16 protein-coding genes are annotated in these 20,013 nt (G+C 71.8%); 5 read left to right on the forward strand and 11 right to left on the reverse strand.

The window, feature by feature from the left end:
- The first annotated feature begins 161 nt into the window (after window positions 1-161).
- A complete protein-coding gene (locus Cs7R123_RS22315) occupies window positions 162-2,984 on the forward strand; it encodes a LuxR family transcriptional regulator (protein WP_212829661.1) in 2,823 nt (940 codons plus the stop codon).
- Between the two features lie 5 nt (window positions 2,985-2,989).
- Here Cs7R123_RS22315 and Cs7R123_RS40775 read toward each other — a convergent pair whose 3' ends face one another.
- From Cs7R123_RS40775 to Cs7R123_RS22360, 10 genes are all read right to left on the reverse strand, one after another.
- Window positions 2,990-3,112: a hypothetical protein gene (locus Cs7R123_RS40775; protein WP_280517320.1), complete on the reverse strand. Its 123-nt coding sequence runs from the start codon at window positions 3,110-3,112 to the stop codon at window positions 2,990-2,992.
- A 10-nt stretch (window positions 3,113-3,122) separates the two neighbouring features.
- Window positions 3,123-3,887 carry a maleylpyruvate isomerase N-terminal domain-containing protein gene (locus tag Cs7R123_RS22320; RefSeq protein ID WP_212829662.1) on the reverse strand — a complete coding sequence of 255 codons (765 nt, stop codon included), beginning with the start codon at window positions 3,885-3,887 and terminating at the stop codon, window positions 3,123-3,125.
- Window positions 3,888-3,989: 102 nt separating this feature from the next.
- A complete protein-coding gene (locus Cs7R123_RS22325; RefSeq protein ID WP_212829663.1) occupies window positions 3,990-4,460 on the reverse strand; it encodes a hypothetical protein in 471 nt (156 codons plus the stop codon).
- A 95-nt stretch (window positions 4,461-4,555) separates the two neighbouring features.
- Window positions 4,556-6,028 (reverse strand): rhamnulokinase family protein, encoded by a 1,473-nt coding sequence (locus tag Cs7R123_RS22330; protein ID WP_212829664.1) that lies wholly within the window; start codon window positions 6,026-6,028, stop codon window positions 4,556-4,558.
- Between the two features lie 3 nt (window positions 6,029-6,031).
- A complete protein-coding gene (locus Cs7R123_RS22335) occupies window positions 6,032-8,074 on the reverse strand; it encodes a bifunctional aldolase/short-chain dehydrogenase (RefSeq protein ID WP_212829665.1) in 2,043 nt (680 codons plus the stop codon).
- A 3-nt stretch (window positions 8,075-8,077) separates the two neighbouring features.
- A complete protein-coding gene (rhaI, locus tag Cs7R123_RS22340) occupies window positions 8,078-9,244 on the reverse strand; it encodes an L-rhamnose isomerase (RefSeq protein WP_212829666.1) in 1,167 nt (388 codons plus the stop codon).
- 75 nt (window positions 9,245-9,319) lie between these two features.
- On the reverse strand, window positions 9,320-10,294 hold the full coding sequence (locus tag Cs7R123_RS22345) for a substrate-binding domain-containing protein (RefSeq protein ID WP_244872448.1): 975 nt from the start codon (window positions 10,292-10,294) through the stop codon (window positions 9,320-9,322).
- A 98-nt stretch (window positions 10,295-10,392) separates the two neighbouring features.
- Window positions 10,393-11,409, reverse strand: a complete 1,017-nt coding sequence (locus Cs7R123_RS22350; RefSeq protein ID WP_212829668.1) for an ABC transporter permease — start codon at window positions 11,407-11,409, stop codon at window positions 10,393-10,395.
- Entirely contained in the window at window positions 11,406-12,365 is a 960-nt protein-coding gene (locus Cs7R123_RS22355) for an ABC transporter permease (RefSeq protein WP_212829669.1), read from the reverse strand. Before Cs7R123_RS22355 ends, Cs7R123_RS22350 begins: the two co-directional genes overlap by 4 nt.
- A complete protein-coding gene (locus Cs7R123_RS22360) occupies window positions 12,362-13,900 on the reverse strand; it encodes a sugar ABC transporter ATP-binding protein (RefSeq protein ID WP_212829670.1) in 1,539 nt (512 codons plus the stop codon). Before Cs7R123_RS22360 ends, Cs7R123_RS22355 begins: the two co-directional genes overlap by 4 nt.
- Before the next feature lie 246 nt (window positions 13,901-14,146).
- On the opposite strand from Cs7R123_RS22360, the gene Cs7R123_RS22365 reads away from it, so the two are divergent.
- The 4 genes from Cs7R123_RS22365 to Cs7R123_RS22380 are packed head-to-tail and all read left to right on the forward strand — an operon-like array spanning window position 14,147 to window position 18,011.
- Window positions 14,147-15,172: a LacI family DNA-binding transcriptional regulator gene (locus tag Cs7R123_RS22365; RefSeq protein ID WP_212829671.1), complete on the forward strand. Its 1,026-nt coding sequence runs from the start codon at window positions 14,147-14,149 to the stop codon at window positions 15,170-15,172.
- 3 nt (window positions 15,173-15,175) lie between these two features.
- Complete coding sequence (locus tag Cs7R123_RS22370) at window positions 15,176-15,919, forward strand: (Fe-S)-binding protein (RefSeq protein ID WP_212829672.1); 744 nt, start codon at window positions 15,176-15,178, stop codon at window positions 15,917-15,919.
- Complete coding sequence (locus tag Cs7R123_RS22375) at window positions 15,916-17,388, forward strand: LutB/LldF family L-lactate oxidation iron-sulfur protein (RefSeq protein WP_212829673.1); 1,473 nt, start codon at window positions 15,916-15,918, stop codon at window positions 17,386-17,388. The genes Cs7R123_RS22370 and Cs7R123_RS22375 overlap by 4 nt, the downstream gene beginning before the upstream one ends.
- A complete protein-coding gene (locus Cs7R123_RS22380) occupies window positions 17,385-18,011 on the forward strand; it encodes an LUD domain-containing protein (protein WP_212829674.1) in 627 nt (208 codons plus the stop codon). Before Cs7R123_RS22375 ends, Cs7R123_RS22380 begins: the two co-directional genes overlap by 4 nt.
- Before the next feature lie 43 nt (window positions 18,012-18,054).
- Here Cs7R123_RS22380 and Cs7R123_RS22385 read toward each other — a convergent pair whose 3' ends face one another.
- Window positions 18,055-20,007 (reverse strand): family 43 glycosylhydrolase, encoded by a 1,953-nt coding sequence (locus Cs7R123_RS22385; protein WP_212829675.1) that lies wholly within the window; start codon window positions 20,005-20,007, stop codon window positions 18,055-18,057.
- Window positions 20,008-20,013: the final 6 nt, after the last annotated feature.

Genomic DNA, 20,013 nt, shown 5'->3' on the forward strand with positions numbered 1-20,013 from the left:
CGAGGGGGTACGGCCGGTATGTGCTCCACGGCCGCGTTCACGCAGGTACACCCTCCGCCCGAAGACCATCCGGCGGTAGTGGGGTATCCCCTACGTTTGCCGGTGTCACCGCCGTGTGCCGCTCCGATACAGTCGCGTCCAGGATCTTGAAAGGCGTTGGCGTGAGCGGTGCATCAACCGGACGTGAGCTGTTCGGACGCGACGAGCAGATCACCGTCGTACGCTCCGCGATCACCCGGCAGGCGGCCGGATTCCAGGTCGTGCTCCTGACCGGCCAGGCCGGCATCGGCAAGACCGCGATCTGGGAGGCCGGGGTCACCGACGCCGAGCAGCGCGGGCACGCGGTCCTGCAGACCCGGGCGTGCGAGTCGGAGGCCAGGCTGTCCCACGGCGGCCTCGGTGACCTGCTCGAACACATCGGCCCCGACGTGCTGGCCGAGCTCGCCCCGCCGCAGCGCCGCGCCGTGGACGCCGCGCTGCTGCGCGACGACAGCGGCCCCATCGACCCCCGCGCGCTCGGCGCCGGGCTGCTCGCCATCGTCCGCACCCTGGCCGCCAGGGGCGGGGTGCTGATCGCGATCGACGACGACCAGTGGCTCGACGCCGCCAGCACCGCGGCCGTGGCGTACGCGCTGCGGCGGCTGCGCGACGAGCACGTCACGGTGCTGCTGACCCGCCGCACCGAACCCGGTGCCGCGTACGGCGGCGACGGTCTCGCCCCGCACCTGGGCGACCTGCGCGCCGAGTCCGCGACCGAGGAGCTTCCGCCGCTGCGGCCCGAGGCGATCCGCAGCCTGCTCGACCGCCGCGTGCCGACCCACCTGGCCCAGCGCGTATACGAGCTGTCCCACGGCAACCCGTTCTTCGCCCTGGAGATCGCCCAGGCGCTGCGCCGCAGCGAGCACCCGATCGGGGCAGGCGACGAGCTGCCGCTGCCCTCGTCGCTACAGGCCCTGGTCAGCGCGCGACTGGCGGCGGCCTCCCCCGCCGCCCGCCGGGCCGTCCTGGTGACCTCGCTGGTCGGCAATCCGCGCCTCGGCCTCATCCGCGAGGTGCTCACCCGCGACGATCCCGACCGGACCGGACCCGACGACGGCCTCGACGACGCCACCGCCGCCGGGCTGCTCGTCGTACGCGGCGACCACGTGCGGCTCGGGCACCCGCTGATCGGCGCGGTCGCCCGCGCCGAGACGCCGCCGTCGCAGAGCCGCCACCTGCACCGGATCATCGCCGACACCGCCGTCGACGCCGAAGAACGCGCCCGGCACGCCGCCTTCGGCGCGATCCCGCCCGATGCCGCCATCGCCGACGAGCTCGCCCGGGTCGCCGACGCCACCATCGACCGGGGCGGTATGCGAGCCGCCGCCGAACTGGCCGAGCAGGCCTGGCGGTTCACGCCCCGGTCCGATCCGCGTCACGACGAGCGGCTGCTTGCCGCCGTCGACCGGTACTTCTGGGCCGGGCTGCACGACACCGGCGCCGCCCTGCTCGCCCCGCAGCTGCCGGCACTGCCGCCCGGCCCGCTGCGGGCCCGCGCCCGGCTCCTGCTCTCCCAGCTGACCGGCATCGAGCTGTCGCCGGAGCAGTACGAGGAGGTCCTGGCCGAGGCCGACCCGCGGCTGCGGGCGCAGGTCCTCGCCCACCGCGCGAACGCCGGCGTGGCCTTCGGCATCGTGCCGGTGTCGCAGGGTCTGCGCTGGACCGCGGAAGCCGCCGACATCACCGGCGGCCTCGACGACCCCGCCGCACGGGCCCAGGCCGTCAGCGAGGCCGGGTGGATGGAGGTGCTGCTCGGCATCGACCCCGAACCCCGGTTCGCCACCATGGACGCCAGCACGTTGACGGAGCTCGCCCTGCACGACCAGGGTGATCGCATCCGGGCGGTGCGGGCCATGTGGCGCGGCGAGATGAGCCGTGCCCAGCGGCTGCTGGAAGGCCTCCAGCAGCTCGCCCGGGAGCGGGGGGAGGAGCTGTCGCTGGTCATCTTCAGCCTGCATCTGTTCGAGGCCGCGATCCGGGTCGGGGACTGGACCGCCGCCGCCCGGATCCAGCAGGAACTCGTCGACGAAGGTTCGGCGTTCCTGCCCCCTGAGGTGCTGTGGCGTATCCGGGCGGCCGTCGCGGCGGGCACCGGTGACCGCGGGCTCGCGGCCGAGGCGCTGCGGGAGGTCGACCAGGTGGCCGCCCAGCCTGACGCCGGACCGGTGTTCTGGCACCACCTGGAGACCCGCCGTACGGCGGGGCAGGCGGCGCTGTTCGACGGTGACGCCGAGACCGCAGTCGCGCTGCTGTCGCAGGTGGCGGCCGACGCGGCCGACGGTGAGTACCTCGACCCGGGTGCGTTCCCGGTCGTGCCGGATCTGATCGAGGCGCTGGTGAAGGCGGGGCGGCTCGAGGAGGCCCGGGACACGCTGAAGCGGCTGGAGGAGACGGCGGCCGAGCTGGACCATCCGTGGGCGCGGGCGGGGGCGGCCCGCGCTCGCGGGATCCTGCTGTCCGCGGTCGTGGCCACCGCGAAGGCGTCGGCTGACGCGGCGGGTGGCGACGCCGCCGCCGAAGCGGCGCTGGGTGATGCCCTGGACCGGTACCGGAAGCTCGGGTTGCCGTTCGACGAGGCCCGTACGCTCGTGGCGCTCGGCACGCTGCGGCGGCGTCAGCGGCGGTTCCGGGAGGCGCGGACGCTGCTGCAGGATGCCGCGGAGCGGTTCGAGCGGCTGGGGGCGGCCGGGCTTGCCGGTGCGACCCGCGCTGAGGCCGGGCGGGTCGGTGGGCGGGTGCCGGAGCGGGCCGAGACGGCTGGTGGGCTCACCGCGACCGAGCAGCAGGTGGTGGACCTGGTCGTGGCCGGGTGCACCAACCGGCAGGCGGCCGACCGGCTGTTCATCAGCGTCAGCGCCGTCGAAGCCCACCTGACCCGCGTATACGCCAAACTCGGCGTCAGCTCGCGCACCCAGCTCGTCCGCAACCTGTCCCGGCCGACCTGACGTCGTCAGGCGCCGCCGGCGCGACCGCCCCGTAGTTGGAGCGCCGGAGGAAGGCCGAGTTCATTGCGCTGGCGCGGGGTCAGCGTCACTGAGAGCCGTTCCTGGGCATAGGCGGTCAGGTTCTCCATACCTCAGCTTCTATGTGTGGAGCTGATCGAGGATGCCCTGGTCGCCCTCGGTACGCAGTGACGCCGCGGGAATCCGGCCGTAGAAGAACATGACCAGCTCGTGGGCGGTGCCCCAGGCGGTTACGTCGGCTCGTTCAACGGCCTCATCGGCGGTAGTGCCCTGCGGGAGCTCGGCGGTGCGCGTGTGGCCGTCGGAGACCCAGAGCCGCCAGGAGCGGCCCTCGGTGGCGTGGTAGTCGACGATTACCGGCTTGTGCGGCCAGGGTTCCGTTCCTGCGCAGCAGGTGGTCAGGAACTCGTCGACCCCGTCGAGCGCCACCTGGCTGGACAGCGGCTGCGGGGCGCCCACCGTGACCTGGGCATCGTAGGTGTGCACGGCGAGCTGCTGGAGCTGGTGGCGGGCGACGGCACCGCTGGTCTGCGGCGACTGCGAATCACCCCACCACGTCCAGCAGCCACGGTCCGGTCCGGCCTCCCGCAGCGCGTCCAGCAGCTCCCGTACCGAGCCGGCGAACCAGGTCAGCAGGGCTTCGCGCTCCCGGGGCGCCGCTGGGGCGGAGAAGGTCGCAGGAGCGTCGGCGGGCCCCGCGGCGACGGTGGCGGCCCACTTGTAGCGCCCCTCCACCAGGTGCTGCACCAAGTCGAACAATGTCCACTCGGGGCAGGTCGGCACCTGCACTTCGAGGCTGGGTGCCGCAGCGACCGCCGCCTGGAAAGCGGTCGATCGCTCGTCCATCAGCCGCAGCAGGTCAGCGAACGCAAGATTCTTTTCCACTGAGGCTTTTTAGCACCACGCGCCGACAACCGACATCGGTTTTCTTGCGCCGGTCACCGGTCGGGGCGAGGCAGCCGTCCATGCGCACCGTGGACTTCAGGTCTAAGCGACTCGATAGAGACAGTCTGCCGGGTCCACGAGCGCGGCCAGCAGCGCACCGGGCACGAGTGCCGGATCGTCGGGACGGGTCGTTTCGGCATCGAAGGCCGTGAACCCGGACCCGCTGATCCGCAGGCGCAGTTTCAGCCCGGGGTCCTCACCGCCCAGGTGGTGCTCCACCGCGATCACCTCGGCCGTCGCGGCGACACCGGTGGCGGCGAGCTGGCGCGCGTCGCGTCGCGAGCGGGTGACCAGGCGCAAGCCGAAGACTCCGAAGCAGACACCGGCGATCGTCGTGATGACGCCTCCGGCGAGCAGGCCCCAGAAGTCCTGGGGCGGCGCCTGGGCGTCCAGCGCCAGGGCGAAGGCGAGCAGGACCGGTCCGGGCAGGCAGATGGCCAGGAAGGCCAGACGGCAGAGCAGCGCGCCGATCGGACCGATCCGCGCTTCCGCCTCCCGGGGTGCACTCGTCATCCCCGCACCCTAACCAAGCAGGCGGCCGGTGAGGAGCCTCGGGTGGAGGCGCTCACCGGCCGCTGCCGGAGGCGACGTGGATGCGGTCGGTCCCGCTACCCGTGGACCCTGGATTCCGCAAGCCGCCAGGCCCGCGCGTCGCCACCGGGCGCGTAGGCGGCCAGTGACGTGTGCGCGCGGATCAGGCCGCGAAGTTCGGCCAGCTCACCGGTCACCGCGCCGAGTGCCCGGGCCTGGACGAGCGTGTTGCCGAGTGCGGTGGCCTCCACCGGCCCGGCGAGCACCGGCAGACCGCAGGCGTCGGCGGTGAGCTGGCACAGCAGCGCGTTGCGCGCCCCGCCGCCGACGACATGCACGACTTCGACGTCCTGTCCCGACAGCTGCTGCGCCTGCCGCACCGTCCGGGCGTGCGCGAGTGCGAGGCTGTCCAGGATGCACCGTGTCAGCGCGGCGGGAGACTCGGGCACCGGCTGGCCCGTACGCAGGCAGGCTTGCCTGATCCGCGCGGGCATGTCCCCCGGCGGCAGGAACAGCGGATCATCCGGGTCGATGACCGAGGCGAGTCCGGGCTCCCCGGCGGCCGCCCGCAGGAGCGCGTCGAGGTCGATCTCGGTCCCCGAGGCGCTCCAGGTGCGCACCGACTCCTGGAGGAGCCACAGTCCCATGACGTTGCGCAGGTAGCGGACGGTCCCGTCGACACCGATCTCGTTGGTGAAGTTCGCCGCCCGGCTGGCCTCGTCGAGCACCGGCGCCCGCAGCTCGACCCCGACCAGCGACCACGTCCCGCAGGACACGTACGCGAACCGGGGGCTCGCCGCCGGGACGGCCACCACGGCCGACGCCGTGTCGTGCGACCCGACCGCGATGACCGGCACCGCGGTGGACAGCCCCGTCTCCTCGGCCACCGCGGGCAGCAGGCGCCCGATCTGCTCACCGGGCTGGCGCAGCGTGCCCAGCAGCGCCGGGTCCAGTGCCAGTGCGGCCAGCAGCGACTCGGACCAGGTCCGCGAGGTCGCGTCCAGCAGTCCGGTCGTGGACGCGTTGGTGATCTCCGCGCCGTCGTCGCCCGTCAGCCAGTACGCCAGCAGGTCCGGCAGCAGCAGGAGCCGCCGTGCCTGCGCGAAGGCAGGCGTGTCCCGTGCCGCCACGAGCTGGTAGACGGTGTTGAACGGCAGGTTCTGCAGCCCGGTGGTGCGGTAGAGGTGCTCGGCGCCGACCTGGGCGTGTACGGCTTCCATCACTCCGTCGGTGCGATGGTCCCGGTAGCTGACCGGGTTGCCGATCAGCGCACCGGTGCCGTCGAGCAGTCCGTAGTCGACGGCCCAGGAGTCGATACCGATCCCGTCGAGCCCGCCGGCCGTACGCGCCGCCGCGGTGAGTCCGTCGAGGACGCCCCGGTAGAGGGCGAGCGCGTCCCAGTGCAGGGTCGGGCCGAGGCGTACGGGCCGGTTGGTGAAGCGGTGGACCTCGGTGAGGCCGAGCCGTTCCGGGCCTACCCGGGCGACCATGACCCGGCCGCTGGAGGCGCCGAGGTCGGCTGCCGCGACGGTGACGGTGTCCGTGGCCATGGTTCAGCGCAGGAACGCGGCGGCGACGCCGGCATCGACGGGCACGTGCAGGCCGGTGGTGTGCGACAGGTCCCCGGCGACGAGGGCGAACACGGCGTTCGCGACGTGCTCGGGCAGCACTTCGCGTTTGAGCAGCGTCCGCTGTGCGTAGAACGCGCCGAGTTCAGACTCGGGTACGCCGTAGACGGCGGCCCGTTGCGCGCCCCAGCCGCCGGCGAAGATCCCGGAGCCGCGGACGACGCCGTCGGGGTTGACGCCGTTGACGCGGATGCGGTGCTCGCCGAGTTCGGCGGCGAGCAGGCGCACCTGGTGGGCCTGGTCGGCCTTGGCCGCGCTGTAGGCGATGTTGTTGGGTCCGGCGAAGACGGAGTTCTTGCTGGAGATGTAGACGATGTCGCCGCCCATGCCCTGGGCGATCATGGTGCGGGCGGCTTCGCGGGCGACGAGGAACGAGCCCTTGGCCATCACGTCGTGCTGGATGTCCCAGTCGGCTTCGGTGGTGTCCAGCAGCGGTTTGGAGATCGACAGTCCGGCGTTGTTGACGACCAGGTCGACGCCGCCGAAGGCCAGCGCGCACGCGTCGATCATCGCGGTGACGGCGTGCGCGTCGGTGACGTCGGCGGCCACGCCCACGGCGAGGTCGGTGCCGCCGATCTCGGCGGCGACGCGGTGGGCGGCCTCGGCGTCGCGGTCGGCGACGACGACGCAGGCGCCCTGCGCGGCCAGCCGGTGGGCGATGGCGCGGCCGATGCCGGAGCCGCCGCCGGTGACCAGGGCGATCCGGGCGGCCAGCGGGGCGGGTTTGGGCAGCCGGGCGAGCTTGGCCTCCTCCAGCGCCCAGTATTCGATGCGGAACTTCTCCGCCTCGTCGATCGGCTGGTAGGTGGAGATCGCCTCGGCGCCGCGCATCACGTTGACGGCGTTGACGTAGAACTCCCCCGCGACGCGGGCGGTCTGCTTGGTGGCGCCGAACGAGAACATGCCCACGCCGGGGACCAGCACGATCGCCGGGTCGGCGCCGCGCATCGGCGGCGAGCCGGGTTCGGCGTGGCGGGCGTAGTAGCGCGCGTACTCCTGCCGGTAGTCGGCGTGCAGCTCCTTGAGCCGCGCGATCGTCTCCGTCGGCGACGCCGTGGGCGGCAGGTCGAGCACCAAGGGCTTCACCTTGGTACGCAGGAAGTGGTCCGGGCAGGAGGTGCCCAGGTCGGCCAGCCGGGGGTGGGCGTCGCGGGACAGGAAGTCCAGCACCACGTCGCTGTCGGTGAAGTGCCCGACCTGCGGCCGGTCCGTGCTGACCAGGCCCCGGATGACGGGTGCGAGGGCGGCGGCACGGGCCAGCCGCTCCTGCTCGGGCAGCGGCTCGTATCCGGGCAGGATGGTGCCGAACGGCTCCGGCTTGCCGCGCTCGTCGAGGAACGCCTGCGCCCGCGTGATGATCTCGAGGGTGTTGGCCTCGCACTCGTGGCTGGTAGCGCCCCAGGCGGTGATGCCGTGCCCGCCGAGGATCACGCCGATGGCCTGCGGGTTGTCCCGGTGCAGCTGGGCGATGTCGAGGCCCAGTTGGAAGCCGGGCCGGCGCCACGGCGTCCACAGCACCCGGTCGCCGAAGCACTCCTGCGTCAGCGCCTGGCCGTCGGCGGCGGTGGCGAACGCGATACCGGCGTCGGGGTGCAGGTGGTCGACGTGTGCGGCGTCGACGAGGCTGTGCATGGCGGTGTCGATCGACGGTGCGGCACCGCCGCGGCCGTGCAGGCAGTAGTCGAACGCGGCGACCATCTCGTCCTCGCGCTCGACCCCGGGGTACACGTCGGCGAGCGCGCGCACCCGGTCCAGGCGCAGGACGGCGAGCCCGGCCTCGGTGAGCGTGCCCAGGTCACCGCCGGAGCCCTTGACCCAGAGCAGGTCGACGTCGGTGCCGGTGACGGGGTCGAGGTCGGTGCCCTTGGCGGAGGTGTTGCCGCCCGCGTAGTTGGTGTTGCGCGGGTCCGCGCCGAGGCGGCGGGAACGGGCGACGAGTTCGGCGGGCGTGCTGCTGTGCTGCGGCATCGGTCAGGCTCCCCATCCGGCCTGCTGGCCGCCGACGCGCTCGGATTCGATCCGCTGCTGGTAGCCGCTGCGGTGGTAGGCGGCGATCGGGTCGGGGTCCAGGCCAATCTCCTCGCGCAGCTCGGCCAGCAGCGGGCGCACGTCGGTGGCGTACGCGTCCATGAGCACGGCGTGCGCGCCCAGGACGTCGCCGCGAAGCTGCGCGGCGGCCAGGGCGTCGGCGTCCACGAGCAGCGCCTTGGCGGTGGCTTCCTGGACGTTGAGGACCGAGCGGATCAGCGCGGGCACCTTGGCTTCCAGATTGTGGCACTGGTCGAGCATGTACGCCACGTTGGCCTCAGGCGCGATCGCGTCGGCGCGCACGAGCTCGTGCATGATCCGGAACAGCTGGAACGGGTCGGCCGCGCCGACCATCAGGTCGTCGTCGGCGTAGTTGCGGCTGTTGAAGTGGAAGCCGCCGAGCTTGCCGAAGCGGCGCAGCACGGTGACCAGGAACTCGATGTTCGTGCCCGGCGCGTGGTGGCCGGTGTCGACGAGGACCTGCGCCCGGTCGCCCAGGGCCACGCAGTGCGCGTAGGAGGTGCCCCAGTCCGGCAGGTCCATGCTGTAGAAGTGCGGCTCGAACAGCTTGTACTCCACGAGCATCCGCTGGTCGGGGCCGAGCCGGTCGTACGTCTGCGACAGTGCGTCGGCGAGGCGGTCCTGGCGGGCCGCGATCGAGTCCTGGCCGGCGTAGTTGGTGCCGTCGGCGAACCACAGCGACAGGATCGACGAGCCGGTGGCGTCCATGATGTCGACGCATTCGAGCAGGTGGTCGAGGGCCTTGCGGCGCACCTGGGGGTCGGGGTGGCAGACGCTGCCGAGCTTGTAGTCGTTGTCCTGGAACACGTTCGGGTTGATCGCGCCGATGGCGATCCCCTGCTCGGCGGCGAAGCGGGCCAGGTCGGCGAAGTCGTCCACCCGGTCCCACGGGATGTGCAACGCCACGCTGGGCGCGGCGCCGGTCAGGCGGTGCACCATCGCCGCGTCGGCGATCTTCTCGTACGCGTCGCGGGGTACCCCCTGCTGGGCGAACACCTTGAACCTGGTGCCCGAGTTGCCGTACGCCCAGGACGGCGTCTCGATGGGCATGGCCCGCAGGGCCGCTTTGACGGCAGCGTGGTCGTTCATATCGTCTCCTGTGCTACGCCGAACGGGGTGACGGTGCGGGCGGCGCGGCTCGCGCCGCCCGCACCAGGGCCGCCGTTACTTGATGGTGGCGACGTTGTCCTTGGTGACCAGCAGAACCGGGTTGAAGACCTCCCGCTCGGCCGCGTTGCCGAAGGTGATCGCCTCCTTGCTCAGGGCCTGGCCGGCGAGCTTCACGGTCAGGGCGCCCATCGCGGCGGGGTCCTGCGCGACGGTGGCGGCCAGGCCGCCGCCCTTGATCGCGGTCAGCGCCTCCGGGTCGGCGTTGAAGCCGACGGTGACGATGTCGGTGACCGGGTTCTTGCCGGCGTCCTTGACCGCGTTGGCCGCGGCGACACCCATCGGGTCGTTGCAGGAGAACACGCCCGCGACGTCGGGGTTCTTGGCCATGATGTCCTTCATGACCTTGTAGCCCTCTTCGGCCTTGGAGTTGCCGGACAGCTCGGCGACGACCTTGAAGCCGAGCCCCTCGATCGCCTCCTTGAACCCGGCGTTGCGGCGGGCGGCGTAGACCGCCGACGGCTCGCAGGTGATCGAGGCGACGTTCTTGCTGGTCTTGCCGTTGGCCGCGATCTGCTTGGCCATGTACTCCGCGGCGAGCTTGCCGCCGCCGGCGTTGTCGGAGATGACGATCGCGTCGTACGGGGCACCGCCGCCGCCGATGTCGTCGACGATCACCGGCACGCCCTTGGCCTTGGCCTTGGCGATGATCGGGCCGAGCGCGCTGGGCTTGAACGGGCTGATGATCAGCACGTCGACGCCCTGGTCGATGAGCGCCTGGGCGCCGGTGACCATCTCGTTCTCGTCGCTCTTCTCGTCGTGGAGCTTGAACTCCCAGCCCTTGGCGGCGACCGCCTCGCGGGTGCCCTTCTCCATCTTCTGGAAGAACTCGTACTGCATGTCGTAGACCGAGAAGCCGACGACGACCTTGTCGTCGCCGCCCTTGTCCCCGCTGGGCGCGTTGGAGTCCGAGCAGCCCGCCAGGACCAGCGCGCCGGTCAGGGCGAGCGGGACGAGGACCTTCTTGAGCATCACGGTGATGCTCCTTCCGTGCGAAATGTGGACGGATACATGGGGTTAATACGTTTCAATTCCGCCGTGCCCACGGCGCCGGAGCGCCGTGCTGTGGTTCACCGGGCCAGGCCCGGTTTGGGCGTTCGCCCGCCCAGTCCGGTCACCGCGCGCCGCAGGGAGCCGGGCGCGGCGAAGCGGGTACGGAGCCCGTCGATGGTCAGGGCGATGATGAGGACTCCACCGAGCACGATGCGCTGGTAGGCCGACGGCACCCCCTGGCTGACGAGCATGTCGTTGAGCACGCTGACCAGGAGCACCGCGGAGAAGGTGCCGATCAACGTGCCCTTGCCGCCCTTGAGGCTGGTGCCCCCGAGGACGACCGCGGCGATCACTTTGAGTTCGAACCCGTCCTGGGCCGAGCCGTCGGCTGTCCACACCCGGGTGATGTAGGTCAGCGCGGCGATCCCGACGCTGACTCCCACCAGGGCGAAGACGAAGAAGCGCAGCCGGGTCGGGGAGATCCCGCAGAACCGGGCCGCCTCCGGCGAGGAGCCGTAGGCGAGCACCCGGCGGCCGGTGGCGGTCCGCCGCAGCAGCACCCAGGCCGCCCCGTAGACGGCCAGCATGATGAGGAAGGGCAGGGGCAGCCCGGCCACGTCGAGCCCGCCGATCTTCACGAACGGCGAGCCGATCTGGTCGTAGGGCAGGGTCTTGGGCCCGTCCTGGGTGAGGATGTAGGCCACGCCCCGGAAGACGAACAGGGTGCCGAGGGTGGCCACGAACGGGGGCACCCGCAGCCGGGTGATCAGGCTGGCGTTGACCAGCCCGCAGGCGAGCCCGGTGGCCAGCGCCGCCGCGACGGCCAGCGCCGTGCCGCCCGCGGCGTAGCCCATGAGCGACACCACGCTGCACAGGGCCAGCTGCCCGCCGACGGACAGGTCGAACGCGCCGCTGGCGATCGCGAAGGTCATCCCGGCCGCGACGATGCCCAGGTAGGCGCTCTCGCGCAGCACCGACTGCGCGTTGTCGAGGCTGAAGAAGTCCGGGGTGACCACCGGTGCGACAGCCAGGAGCAGCAGCAGGATCGCGGTGATGCCCCAGGTGTCCCACAGCCTGCCCAGCGAGGTCTTCATGAGGTCGCCTCCCGGGCGGTCGGAACGACGGTGGTGTCGGCGCGGCGCAGGCCCTTGAGGGCGAGGGCGGCGATGAGCAGCAGCCCGACGCTGATCCGCTGGTACGCCGGCGGGGTGTTGAGCAGGTTCAGCCCGTTGCGGATCGTCTCGATGAGCACCGCGCCCAGGACGGTGCCCACGATGGACGCCCGCCCGCCCAGCAACGCGGTCCCGCCGATGACGACGACGGTGATCGCGTCGAGCTCGAAGCCGAGGCCCAGCTGCCCGTTGCCCTTCTGCAACTGGCTGGAGATCAGCAGGCCCCAGGCGCCGCCCGCGATGCCGACCAGCGTGTAGACCGCGATGCGGATGCGGTCGACGGGCAGGCCGGACACGCGGGCCGCCTCGCGGTTGGACCCGATCGCGCACACCCAGCGGCCGAACCGGGTCCGGTTCATGGCCCACCACGCCGCCGCGGTCGCGACGGCGACCAGGACGATCGGCATCGGTACGCCCAGCGGACGCCCACCGACCAGGTATTTCAGACCGGCGGAGCTGATGATCTGGTCGTGCCCGTCGGAGTAGGCCAGGGCGACGCCCCGGACGATGACGAGCGTGGCCAGGGTCGCGATGAACGGCGTGACCCCGAGTTTCGTCACGACCAGGCCGTTGGCCAGGCCGATCACGGCGCCGACCACGAGCGCGAGCGCCATCGCGACGGCCAGCGGCCGACCGGCGATCAGGGCGCTACAGCAGACGACTCCGGCGAGGGAGACGGTGGAGCCGACCGACAGGTCGAACTCCCCCATCGCCAGGCAGAAGGTCATGGCCAGGCCCGGCAGCGCCACGATCCCTGCGGCGACCAGCACGTTCTCTATGTTCGCGCCGGTCAGGAAGCTGTCGGTGGCGACCGCGAGCGCGATGATCACGGTGAGCAGGGGCAGCACGAGCGGTGCCCGGCGCAGCAGGGCGGTCATGACACCGGCTCCGGCGAGAAGATCCGCCGACCGGTGCTGGCGCACGTCATGACGTTCTCCTCGGTGCGGTCGTCGCCGGTCAGGTGCCCGGCGACGCGGCCGCCGGCCAGGACGTAGACGCGGTCGCTGATGCCGAGCAGCTCGGGCAGATCGCTGGAGATCATGATCACGCCGGCTCCCTGCGCGGTGATCTCGTTGATGAGGTGGTGGATCTCGACCTTGGCACCGATGTCGACTCCCCGGGTGGGTTCGTTGAGGATCAGCAGCCGCCCGCCGGGGGCCAGTGCCCGCCCGAACAGGACCTTCTGCTGGTTGCCGCCGGACAGTTGCCCGATGAGCTGGTCCGGCCCGGTGGCGCGGATGGCCAGGCGGTCGCGGTAGGTGGAGAAGACGCCCAGCTCCGCCGCCGGTGACAGCAGGCGGCCGAGCGCGCCGCGCACCCTGTCCAGGACGGAGATGGTGACGTTGTGGCGCACGGTGAGGTCGGGCAGGATGCCGGCCGCCTTGCGGTCCTCGTGCAGGAACCCGATCCCGGCGCGCATCGCGTCGGCGGGGCCGTCCGGGCGGTAGGGTTCGCCGCCCAGGCGCATCCGGCCCGCCGTCACCGGCAGGGCACCGAAGATCACCTGGGACAGTTCGGGCTGCCCGGCTCCGGCGACACCGCCGATGCCGACGATCTCCCCCGCCCGTACGGTGATCGACACCTCGCGCAGCTGCCGTCCCGCGCTGACCCCGTCGAGTTCCAGCACGACCTCGCCGCTGACGGCGTCGCCCCGCGGGAACAGGGCCGCGACGTCCCGCCCGACCATCCACCGCACCAGCTCGTCGGTGCTCGTCTCGGCCAGCGGCACGGTGCGTACGTGGCGGCCGTCGCGCAGGACGGTGACCCGGTCGGCGACCGCGAAAACCTCGTCGAGGCGGTGGCTGACGTAGATGACGCTGCGGCCCTCGGCGCGCAGGCGGCGCACCACGTCCAGGAGGCGGGTGACCTCGTCGGCCGACAGCGCGGCCGTCGGCTCGTCCATGACGATGATGCGGCCGTCCACCGACAGCGCCTTGGCGATCTCGACGAGCTGCTGCTCGGAGACGGTCAGGCTGCTCACCGGCGCGGCCGGGTCGATGGCGACCCCGAGGGTGGCGAACAGCTCCGCGGCACGGCGGTTGATCTCGGCATAGCGGATGCCCCTGGTGAGGGGGTGGATCGGCTCCCGGCCGGAGAACACGTTCTCGGCGACGGTGAGATCGGGGTAGAGGTTGAACTCCTGGTAGATGACCGCGATGCCGGCGTGCACGGCGTCGGCGGGACGGCGGGGGCGGTAGGCGGCTCCGCCGAGCGTGATCGCCCCGGCGCTGGGCCGGTGCAGTCCACCGAGGACCTTCAGCAGCGTGGACTTGCCGGCTCCGTTCTCGCCGACCAGCGCGTGGACCTCACCGGCCGCCACGTCGAAGTGCACGCCGTCCAGTGCGCGTACGCCGGGGAACTCCACGGTCAGGCCGTCGACCTGTAGCAGCGCTGGTGTTCCGGTGTCTGCCACCGCGGTCCTCCCTTCGCAGGAACCTGCACTAAGATCAATTTGAATCGTTTCGGGCTTCGGGTGGAACGTACGCTACGATTCGGTTGCCGGACTGTCAACAGTTCAGTCCCCACAACCGCTCCGAGTGCTCATTTCGTTAGCGGGCAACCTGATCCTGACGCGGTTGACACGTTTCAGTTCCGGCGTACGCTGAAGCCGCTCCGAGCCCCGGGGCGGTCCCACCCTCCGTCACACCACCGAGGAGCCATGGCCAACGTCAGCATCAAGGAGGTTGCCCGCCGGGCAGGGGTCTCGATCGGGACCGTGAGCAATGTGCTCAACCACCCCGACGCCGTGGCCGTCGCCACCCGCCGCCGCGTGCTCGACGTGATCGCCGAACTCGGCTACGTGCGCAACGACTCCGCGCGCCAGCTGCGCGCCGGGCGCAGCCGCACCGTGGCGATGGTCGCGCTCGACCTCGGCAACCCCTTCTTCACCGACGTCATGCGCGGCGCCGAGATCGCCGCCGAGGGCGCCGGGGTCAACGTCATGATCTTCAACAGCGGCGAGGACGTCGCGCGCGAGCGCCGCCATCTGGACATCCTCAACGAGCAGCGCGTCCTCGGAGTGCTGATCACCCCGGTCAACGAGACCCACGACGCGCGACTGGACCAGCTCGTCGAACACGGCATCCCGGTGGTGCTCGTCGACCGCGGGTCGGGCAGCCACCACCGCTGCTCCGTCGCCGTCGACGACGTCCTCGGCGGCCAGCTCGCCGCCGACCACCTGCGCGAACTCGGCCACCCGCGCATCGCGTTCGTCGGCGGCCCGCTGACGATCCGCCAGGTCGCCGACCGGTACGCCGGCTTCACGGCCGCGCTGGCCAGCGGACCGGAGGTCCGGCTGGTTGCCACGACCAACCTCACCGTCGCCGCCGGTCGCACCGCCGGCCAGGAGATCGCCGAGCTGCCCGCCGCCGAGCGCCCGACCGCCGTGTTCTGCGCCAACGACCTGCTCGCGCTGGGCCTGCTCCAGGAGATGACCAGCCGCGGCGTGCGCGTTCCGCATGACGTCGCGATCGTCGGATACGACGACATCGAGTTCGCCGCCGCCGCGGCCGTGCCGCTGTCCTCGGTGCGCCAGCCGCGCGAGCAGCTGGGCCGCGCGGCGACCCAGCTGCTGCTGGAGGAGGTCAACGAACCCGACCGGCACGAGCACCGCCACGTCGTGTTCCGCCCCGAACTCGTCGTGCGCCAGTCCAGCGAACCCGTGCCGACCAAGCGCAGGAAGTAGCGCATGCGCATCGCCCTGTTCGTGACGTGCCTGTCCGACACCCTGTTCCCCCAGGTCGGGCAGGCGACCACCGTGTTGCTGGAACGGCTCGGGCACGAGGTCGTCTTCCCGCAGGCCCAGACGTGCTGCGGCCAGATGCACATCAACACCGGGTACCAGCGCCAGGCGCTGCCCCTGGTCGAGCACTACGCCGACGTGTTCGCCGACGCCGACGCCATCGTCGCCCCCTCGGGCTCCTGCGTCGGGTCCGTCCGCCACCAGCACGCCACCGTCGCCCGGAGCCTGGGCCGCCACCAGCTCGCGCAGCGGTCGGCCGCCGTCGCGGCGAAGACCTTCGAGCTGTGCGAGTTCCTCGTCGACGTGCTGGGGGTGACCGATGTCGGCGCGTACTTCCCGCACCGGGTGACCTACCACCCGACCTGCCATTCGCTGCGGATGCTGCACGTGGCCGACAAGCCGCTGCGGCTGCTGCGCCAGGTGCGGGGGCTGAGCCTCATCGAGCTGCCCGACGCGGAGCAGTGCTGCGGGTTCGGCGGCACGTTCGCGCTGAAGAACGCCGACACGTCCACCGCCATGCTGGCCGACAAGATGACCCGGGTGCTGTCCACCCGCGCCGAGGTCCTCACCGCCGGCGACTCCTCGTGCCTCATGCACATCGGCGGCGGGCTCGGCCGGCTGTCCTCCGGCACGCGTACCCTGCACATCGCGGAGATCCTCGCCGCCACCGAGACGGGCGCCGGGTCATGAGCCGGGTCTTCCTCGGCATGCCCGCGCACGCACCCGCCGACGTCGCGGCCCTGCACGCGAGGCGGCCGTTTCCCGACGCCGCCCGCGACGCGCTGGCCGACACGCAGCTGCGCCGCAACATCGGGGCCGCCACCGCCACCATCCGCGGCAAGCGCGCCGCCGTCGTCGCCGAGGTCGACGACTGGGAGCAGCTGCGCCTGGCCGGTCAGGCGATCAAGGCCGCCACCATGTCCCGCCTGGCCGAACACCTGCAACGGCTGGAACGTGAGGTCACCGCGCGCGGCGGCACGGTGCACTGGGCCCGCGACGCCGCCGAGGCGAACCGGATCGTCACCGATCTCGTCCGCGCCACCGGCGCCGACGAGGTCGTCAAGGTCAAGTCGATGGTCACCCAGGAGATCGGACTCAACGAGGCGCTGGCCGAGGCCGGGATCGCCGCCTGGGAGACCGACCTCGCCGAGCTGATCGTCCAGCTCGGACAGGACACGCCGTCGCACATCCTCGTCCCGGCCATCCACCGCAACCGCGCCGAGATCCGCGAGATCTTCCTGCGCGAGATGCCCGGCGCGGACCCCGCGCTCACCGACGATCCCCGCGCGCTCGCCATGGCCGCCCGCGCCCACCTGCGCCGCAAGTTCCTCACCGCCAGGGTCGCCGTGTCCGGCGCCAACTTCGCGGTGGCCGACACCGGCACCCTGCTCGTCGTCGAGTCCGAGGGCAACGGCCGGATGTGCCTCACCCTGCCCGACACCCTGATCACCGTCATGGGCATCGAGAAGATCGTCCCCACCTGGTCCGACCTGGAAGTGTTCCTGCAACTGCTGCCCCGGTCGTCCACCGGCGAGCGGATGAACCCCTACACGTCGGCCTGGACCGGGGTCACCCCCGGCGACGGGCCGCAGGAGTTCCACCTGGTCCTGCTCGACAACGGGCGTACCGCCGTGCTCGCCGACGAGGTGGGGCGGGAGGCGCTGCACTGCATCCGGTGCAGCGCGTGCCTGAACGTGTGCCCGGTCTACGAGCGCACCGGCGGGCACGCGTACGGGTCGGTGTATCCCGGTCCCATCGGGGCGGTGCTGACCCCGCTGCTCACCGGCACGCCGGGCAACCCGTCGCTGCCGTACGCGTCGACCCTGTGCGGGGCGTGTTTCGACGCGTGCCCGGTGCGCATCGACATCCCGTCGCTGCTGGTGCACCTGCGCGGGCGTACCACGCAGGAGCGGGCCGAAGCTCACCTGCTGCCCTCGGCCGAGGCCGTCGCGATGGCCGCCGCGTCCTGGGTCATGGCCTCACCACGGCGTTTCGCGTGGGCGGGCCGGTCGGCCCGGCTCGGGCGGCTGCTCGCCCGGCGCGGCCGGATCCGCAGGCTGCCACCGCCGCTGTCGGCGTGGACCACCGCCCGCGACGCGCCGGCCCCGCCGGCGCAGACCTTCCGAGACTGGTGGCGAAGCAACCGGGGGAAGCAATGACGAGCCCATCAGCCCGCGACGAGGTGCTGGCCCGGATCGGCCACGCCCTGTCCGGTGCCGCCGTCCCCGCCGAGGTGCCGCGTGACTACCGGCGCACGGGCGAGCATCCGCCGGGCGCACCCGAGTTGCTGCACCTGCTGACCGACCGGCTCGTCGACTACCGGGCGGCCGTGCACCCGGCGACACCTCGGACGCTGGAGTCGGTGCTGGCCACGGTGCTGGAGGGCCTGGACCGGGTCGTCGTGCCGCCCGGCCTGCCGGTGGGTTGGCTGCCCCCGCAGGCCGTCGTCGACGACGGGACCCTGTCTCCCGCTGAGCTCGACCGCACCGACGCCGTCCTGACCGCGTGCGCCGCCGCAGCGGCCGACACCGGCACCATCGTCCTGGACGGTTCGGCCGACCAGGGCCGCCGCGCCATCACTCTCGTCCCGGACCGGCACATCTGCGTCGTCCACGCGGCGCAGGTGGTGCAGACCGTGCCCGAGCTGCTGGCCCGCGTCGACCCCCGGCGGCCGCTGACCTTCATCAGCGGCCCGTCGGCGACCAGCGACATCGAGTTGCAGCGGGTGGAGGGTGTCCACGGGCCCCGTACCCTCATCGTGGTGCTGGTCGCCGACGAGTGACGGCCGCCGAGGTCACCCTCGACGGCCGCCGGATGATCACTGGTTATTTGTAGTAGCAGGACTTGACCGTGCCGAAGATCGGGTCGCTGCCGAACGCGGTCTGGTTGCAGCCGATGCTGCCGGTCGCGGTCTGGTAGACGAACGCACCGTTGGCGCCGTAGGCGACCGACTTCGTGCCGGCGAACGTGCAGGTGCCGGTCTCACCGACGGCGCAGGACGTCCAGCCGTTGCCCGACGGCTGTGGTGAGCTGTCGCAGTGCTTGACGGTGCCGAAGATCGGGTCGCCGCCGAACGCGGTCTGGTTGCAGCCGATGCTGCCGGTCACGGTCTTGTACAGGTAGGAGCTGCCGGCCCCGTACCGGACCACGGCCGTGCCGGAGACCGAGCAGGTGCCGTTCTCGGCCGCGGCGCAGTAGGTCCAGCCGCCGCCGCTGGCGCCGACCGTGGTCTGGAACTTCAGGCTCCGGTTGGTCTCGGCCGTCCAGTTCACACTGCTGTTCTTGTACGCGCTGCCGCCCGACGGGTAGGGCGCGTTCTCGTTGAAGGCCCAGCCGTAGAGGCCGGATGTGGTGGTCGAGCGCGCCACGATGCCGTAGCGGGTGCCCGCCGTGACCGAGATGTTGGGGTTGATCGTGACCGAGCGCGGTGACCAGCCGATCGACGAGGCGGGGACGGTCACGGTGTAGAGCGGCGATCCGGTGGGCTGGAACGACGCGTTGGCCTGGTAGATGTCGAAGGTGAGCCCGGCGTTCGGGTTGCCGGTCTGGAACGTCGTCAGCGACGCGCTGGTCAGCGTGCCGCTGCGGGACGGCACGAAGGTCTGGATGCGCGACACCGGGCCGATGTCGGCCCAGCGGCGGAACCCGTCCACCCCGTCGTGCTGGTCCAGGTCCGTGACGGTGTCCTGTGCTCCCGCCGAGCCCGTGGTCAGCGCGAGCGTGACCGTGTTCTGGCAGGTCATGGTGCTGATCGCGGACCCGGAGAAGGTCAGCGGTGCCCAGTAGAAGTTCGCCAGCGCCTCGTTGGGCGCCGCGTTGTTCCACAGGTCGCTGCCGTAGAGGTAGGCCGTGCCGCCGGTCAGGCTGATCGGCGTGACGAACGACGGCTGCCCGCCGCACGAGTTGGTGCTGATGTTCGTGCCGCCGGACCAGGTGCCCAGGACCGACGTCGCGCTGCGGTAGGAGGTGCCGGTGCCGGAGCAGTAGCCGCAGTTGGGGTCGGAGTACGTCAGGTAGTAGGTGCCGCTGCGCTTGAACAGGGCCGGCGCCTCGGTGGAGCTCGGCGTCACCCGGACATAGCTGCCCGTGCCCGACAGGTAGCTCGCGTTGAGCCGCTCGACGACGATCCCGCCGCCGCTGACCCAGTCGGTGTAGGCCAGGTACGCGGTGCCGTCGTCGTCGACGAAGGTGTCGTGGTCGCCGTTCTTCAGCCCGCTCGCGGGTGCGCCGCCGTTGACCGCCAGGGTCGGGTCGGCCGTCTGGGTGAACGGGCCGGTCGGTTGGGTGCTGGTGAAGACGTGGAACCCGCTGACGTTGTCGTAGCTGTTGATCCACAGCACGTACTGGCCGGTGCTGTTGTTGTAGACGACGTGCGGGCGGTAGCAGCCGTAGGTGCTGCCGTTGCAGCGCGTCTGCCACGTCGAGGTGGTGGCGTCGAAGAGCTTGCCCCGGTCGGTCCAGTGCACCAGGTCGGGTGAGGAGTACACCTTGAACCCGCAGAACGGCGTCCCCGCGCCGTTCCACTGGTAGCCGCAGTCGTAGCTGGTGCCGTAGAGGTAGTAGACGCCGCCGAACAGCGCCAGGTCGCCGTCGTGGGCGTCGACCGCGTTACCGGCCGTGTCGAAGCGGACGACCTGGTTGCCGGCGGCGTCGAAGTTGGTGATCGTGGTGGTGTAGGCCGCGCTGGCCTGCGGGGCGGGCCCGGCGAGGAGCTGGGCGGCGATCAGCACCAGCAGCGCGCCCGCGTGGGCGAGCCTGGTTCTGTGCTTTCTGGACATGGGGGT

It is taken from the genome of Catellatospora sp. TT07R-123, assembly GCF_018327705.1.
Taxonomy (GTDB): Bacteria; Actinomycetota; Actinomycetes; order Mycobacteriales; family Micromonosporaceae; genus Catellatospora.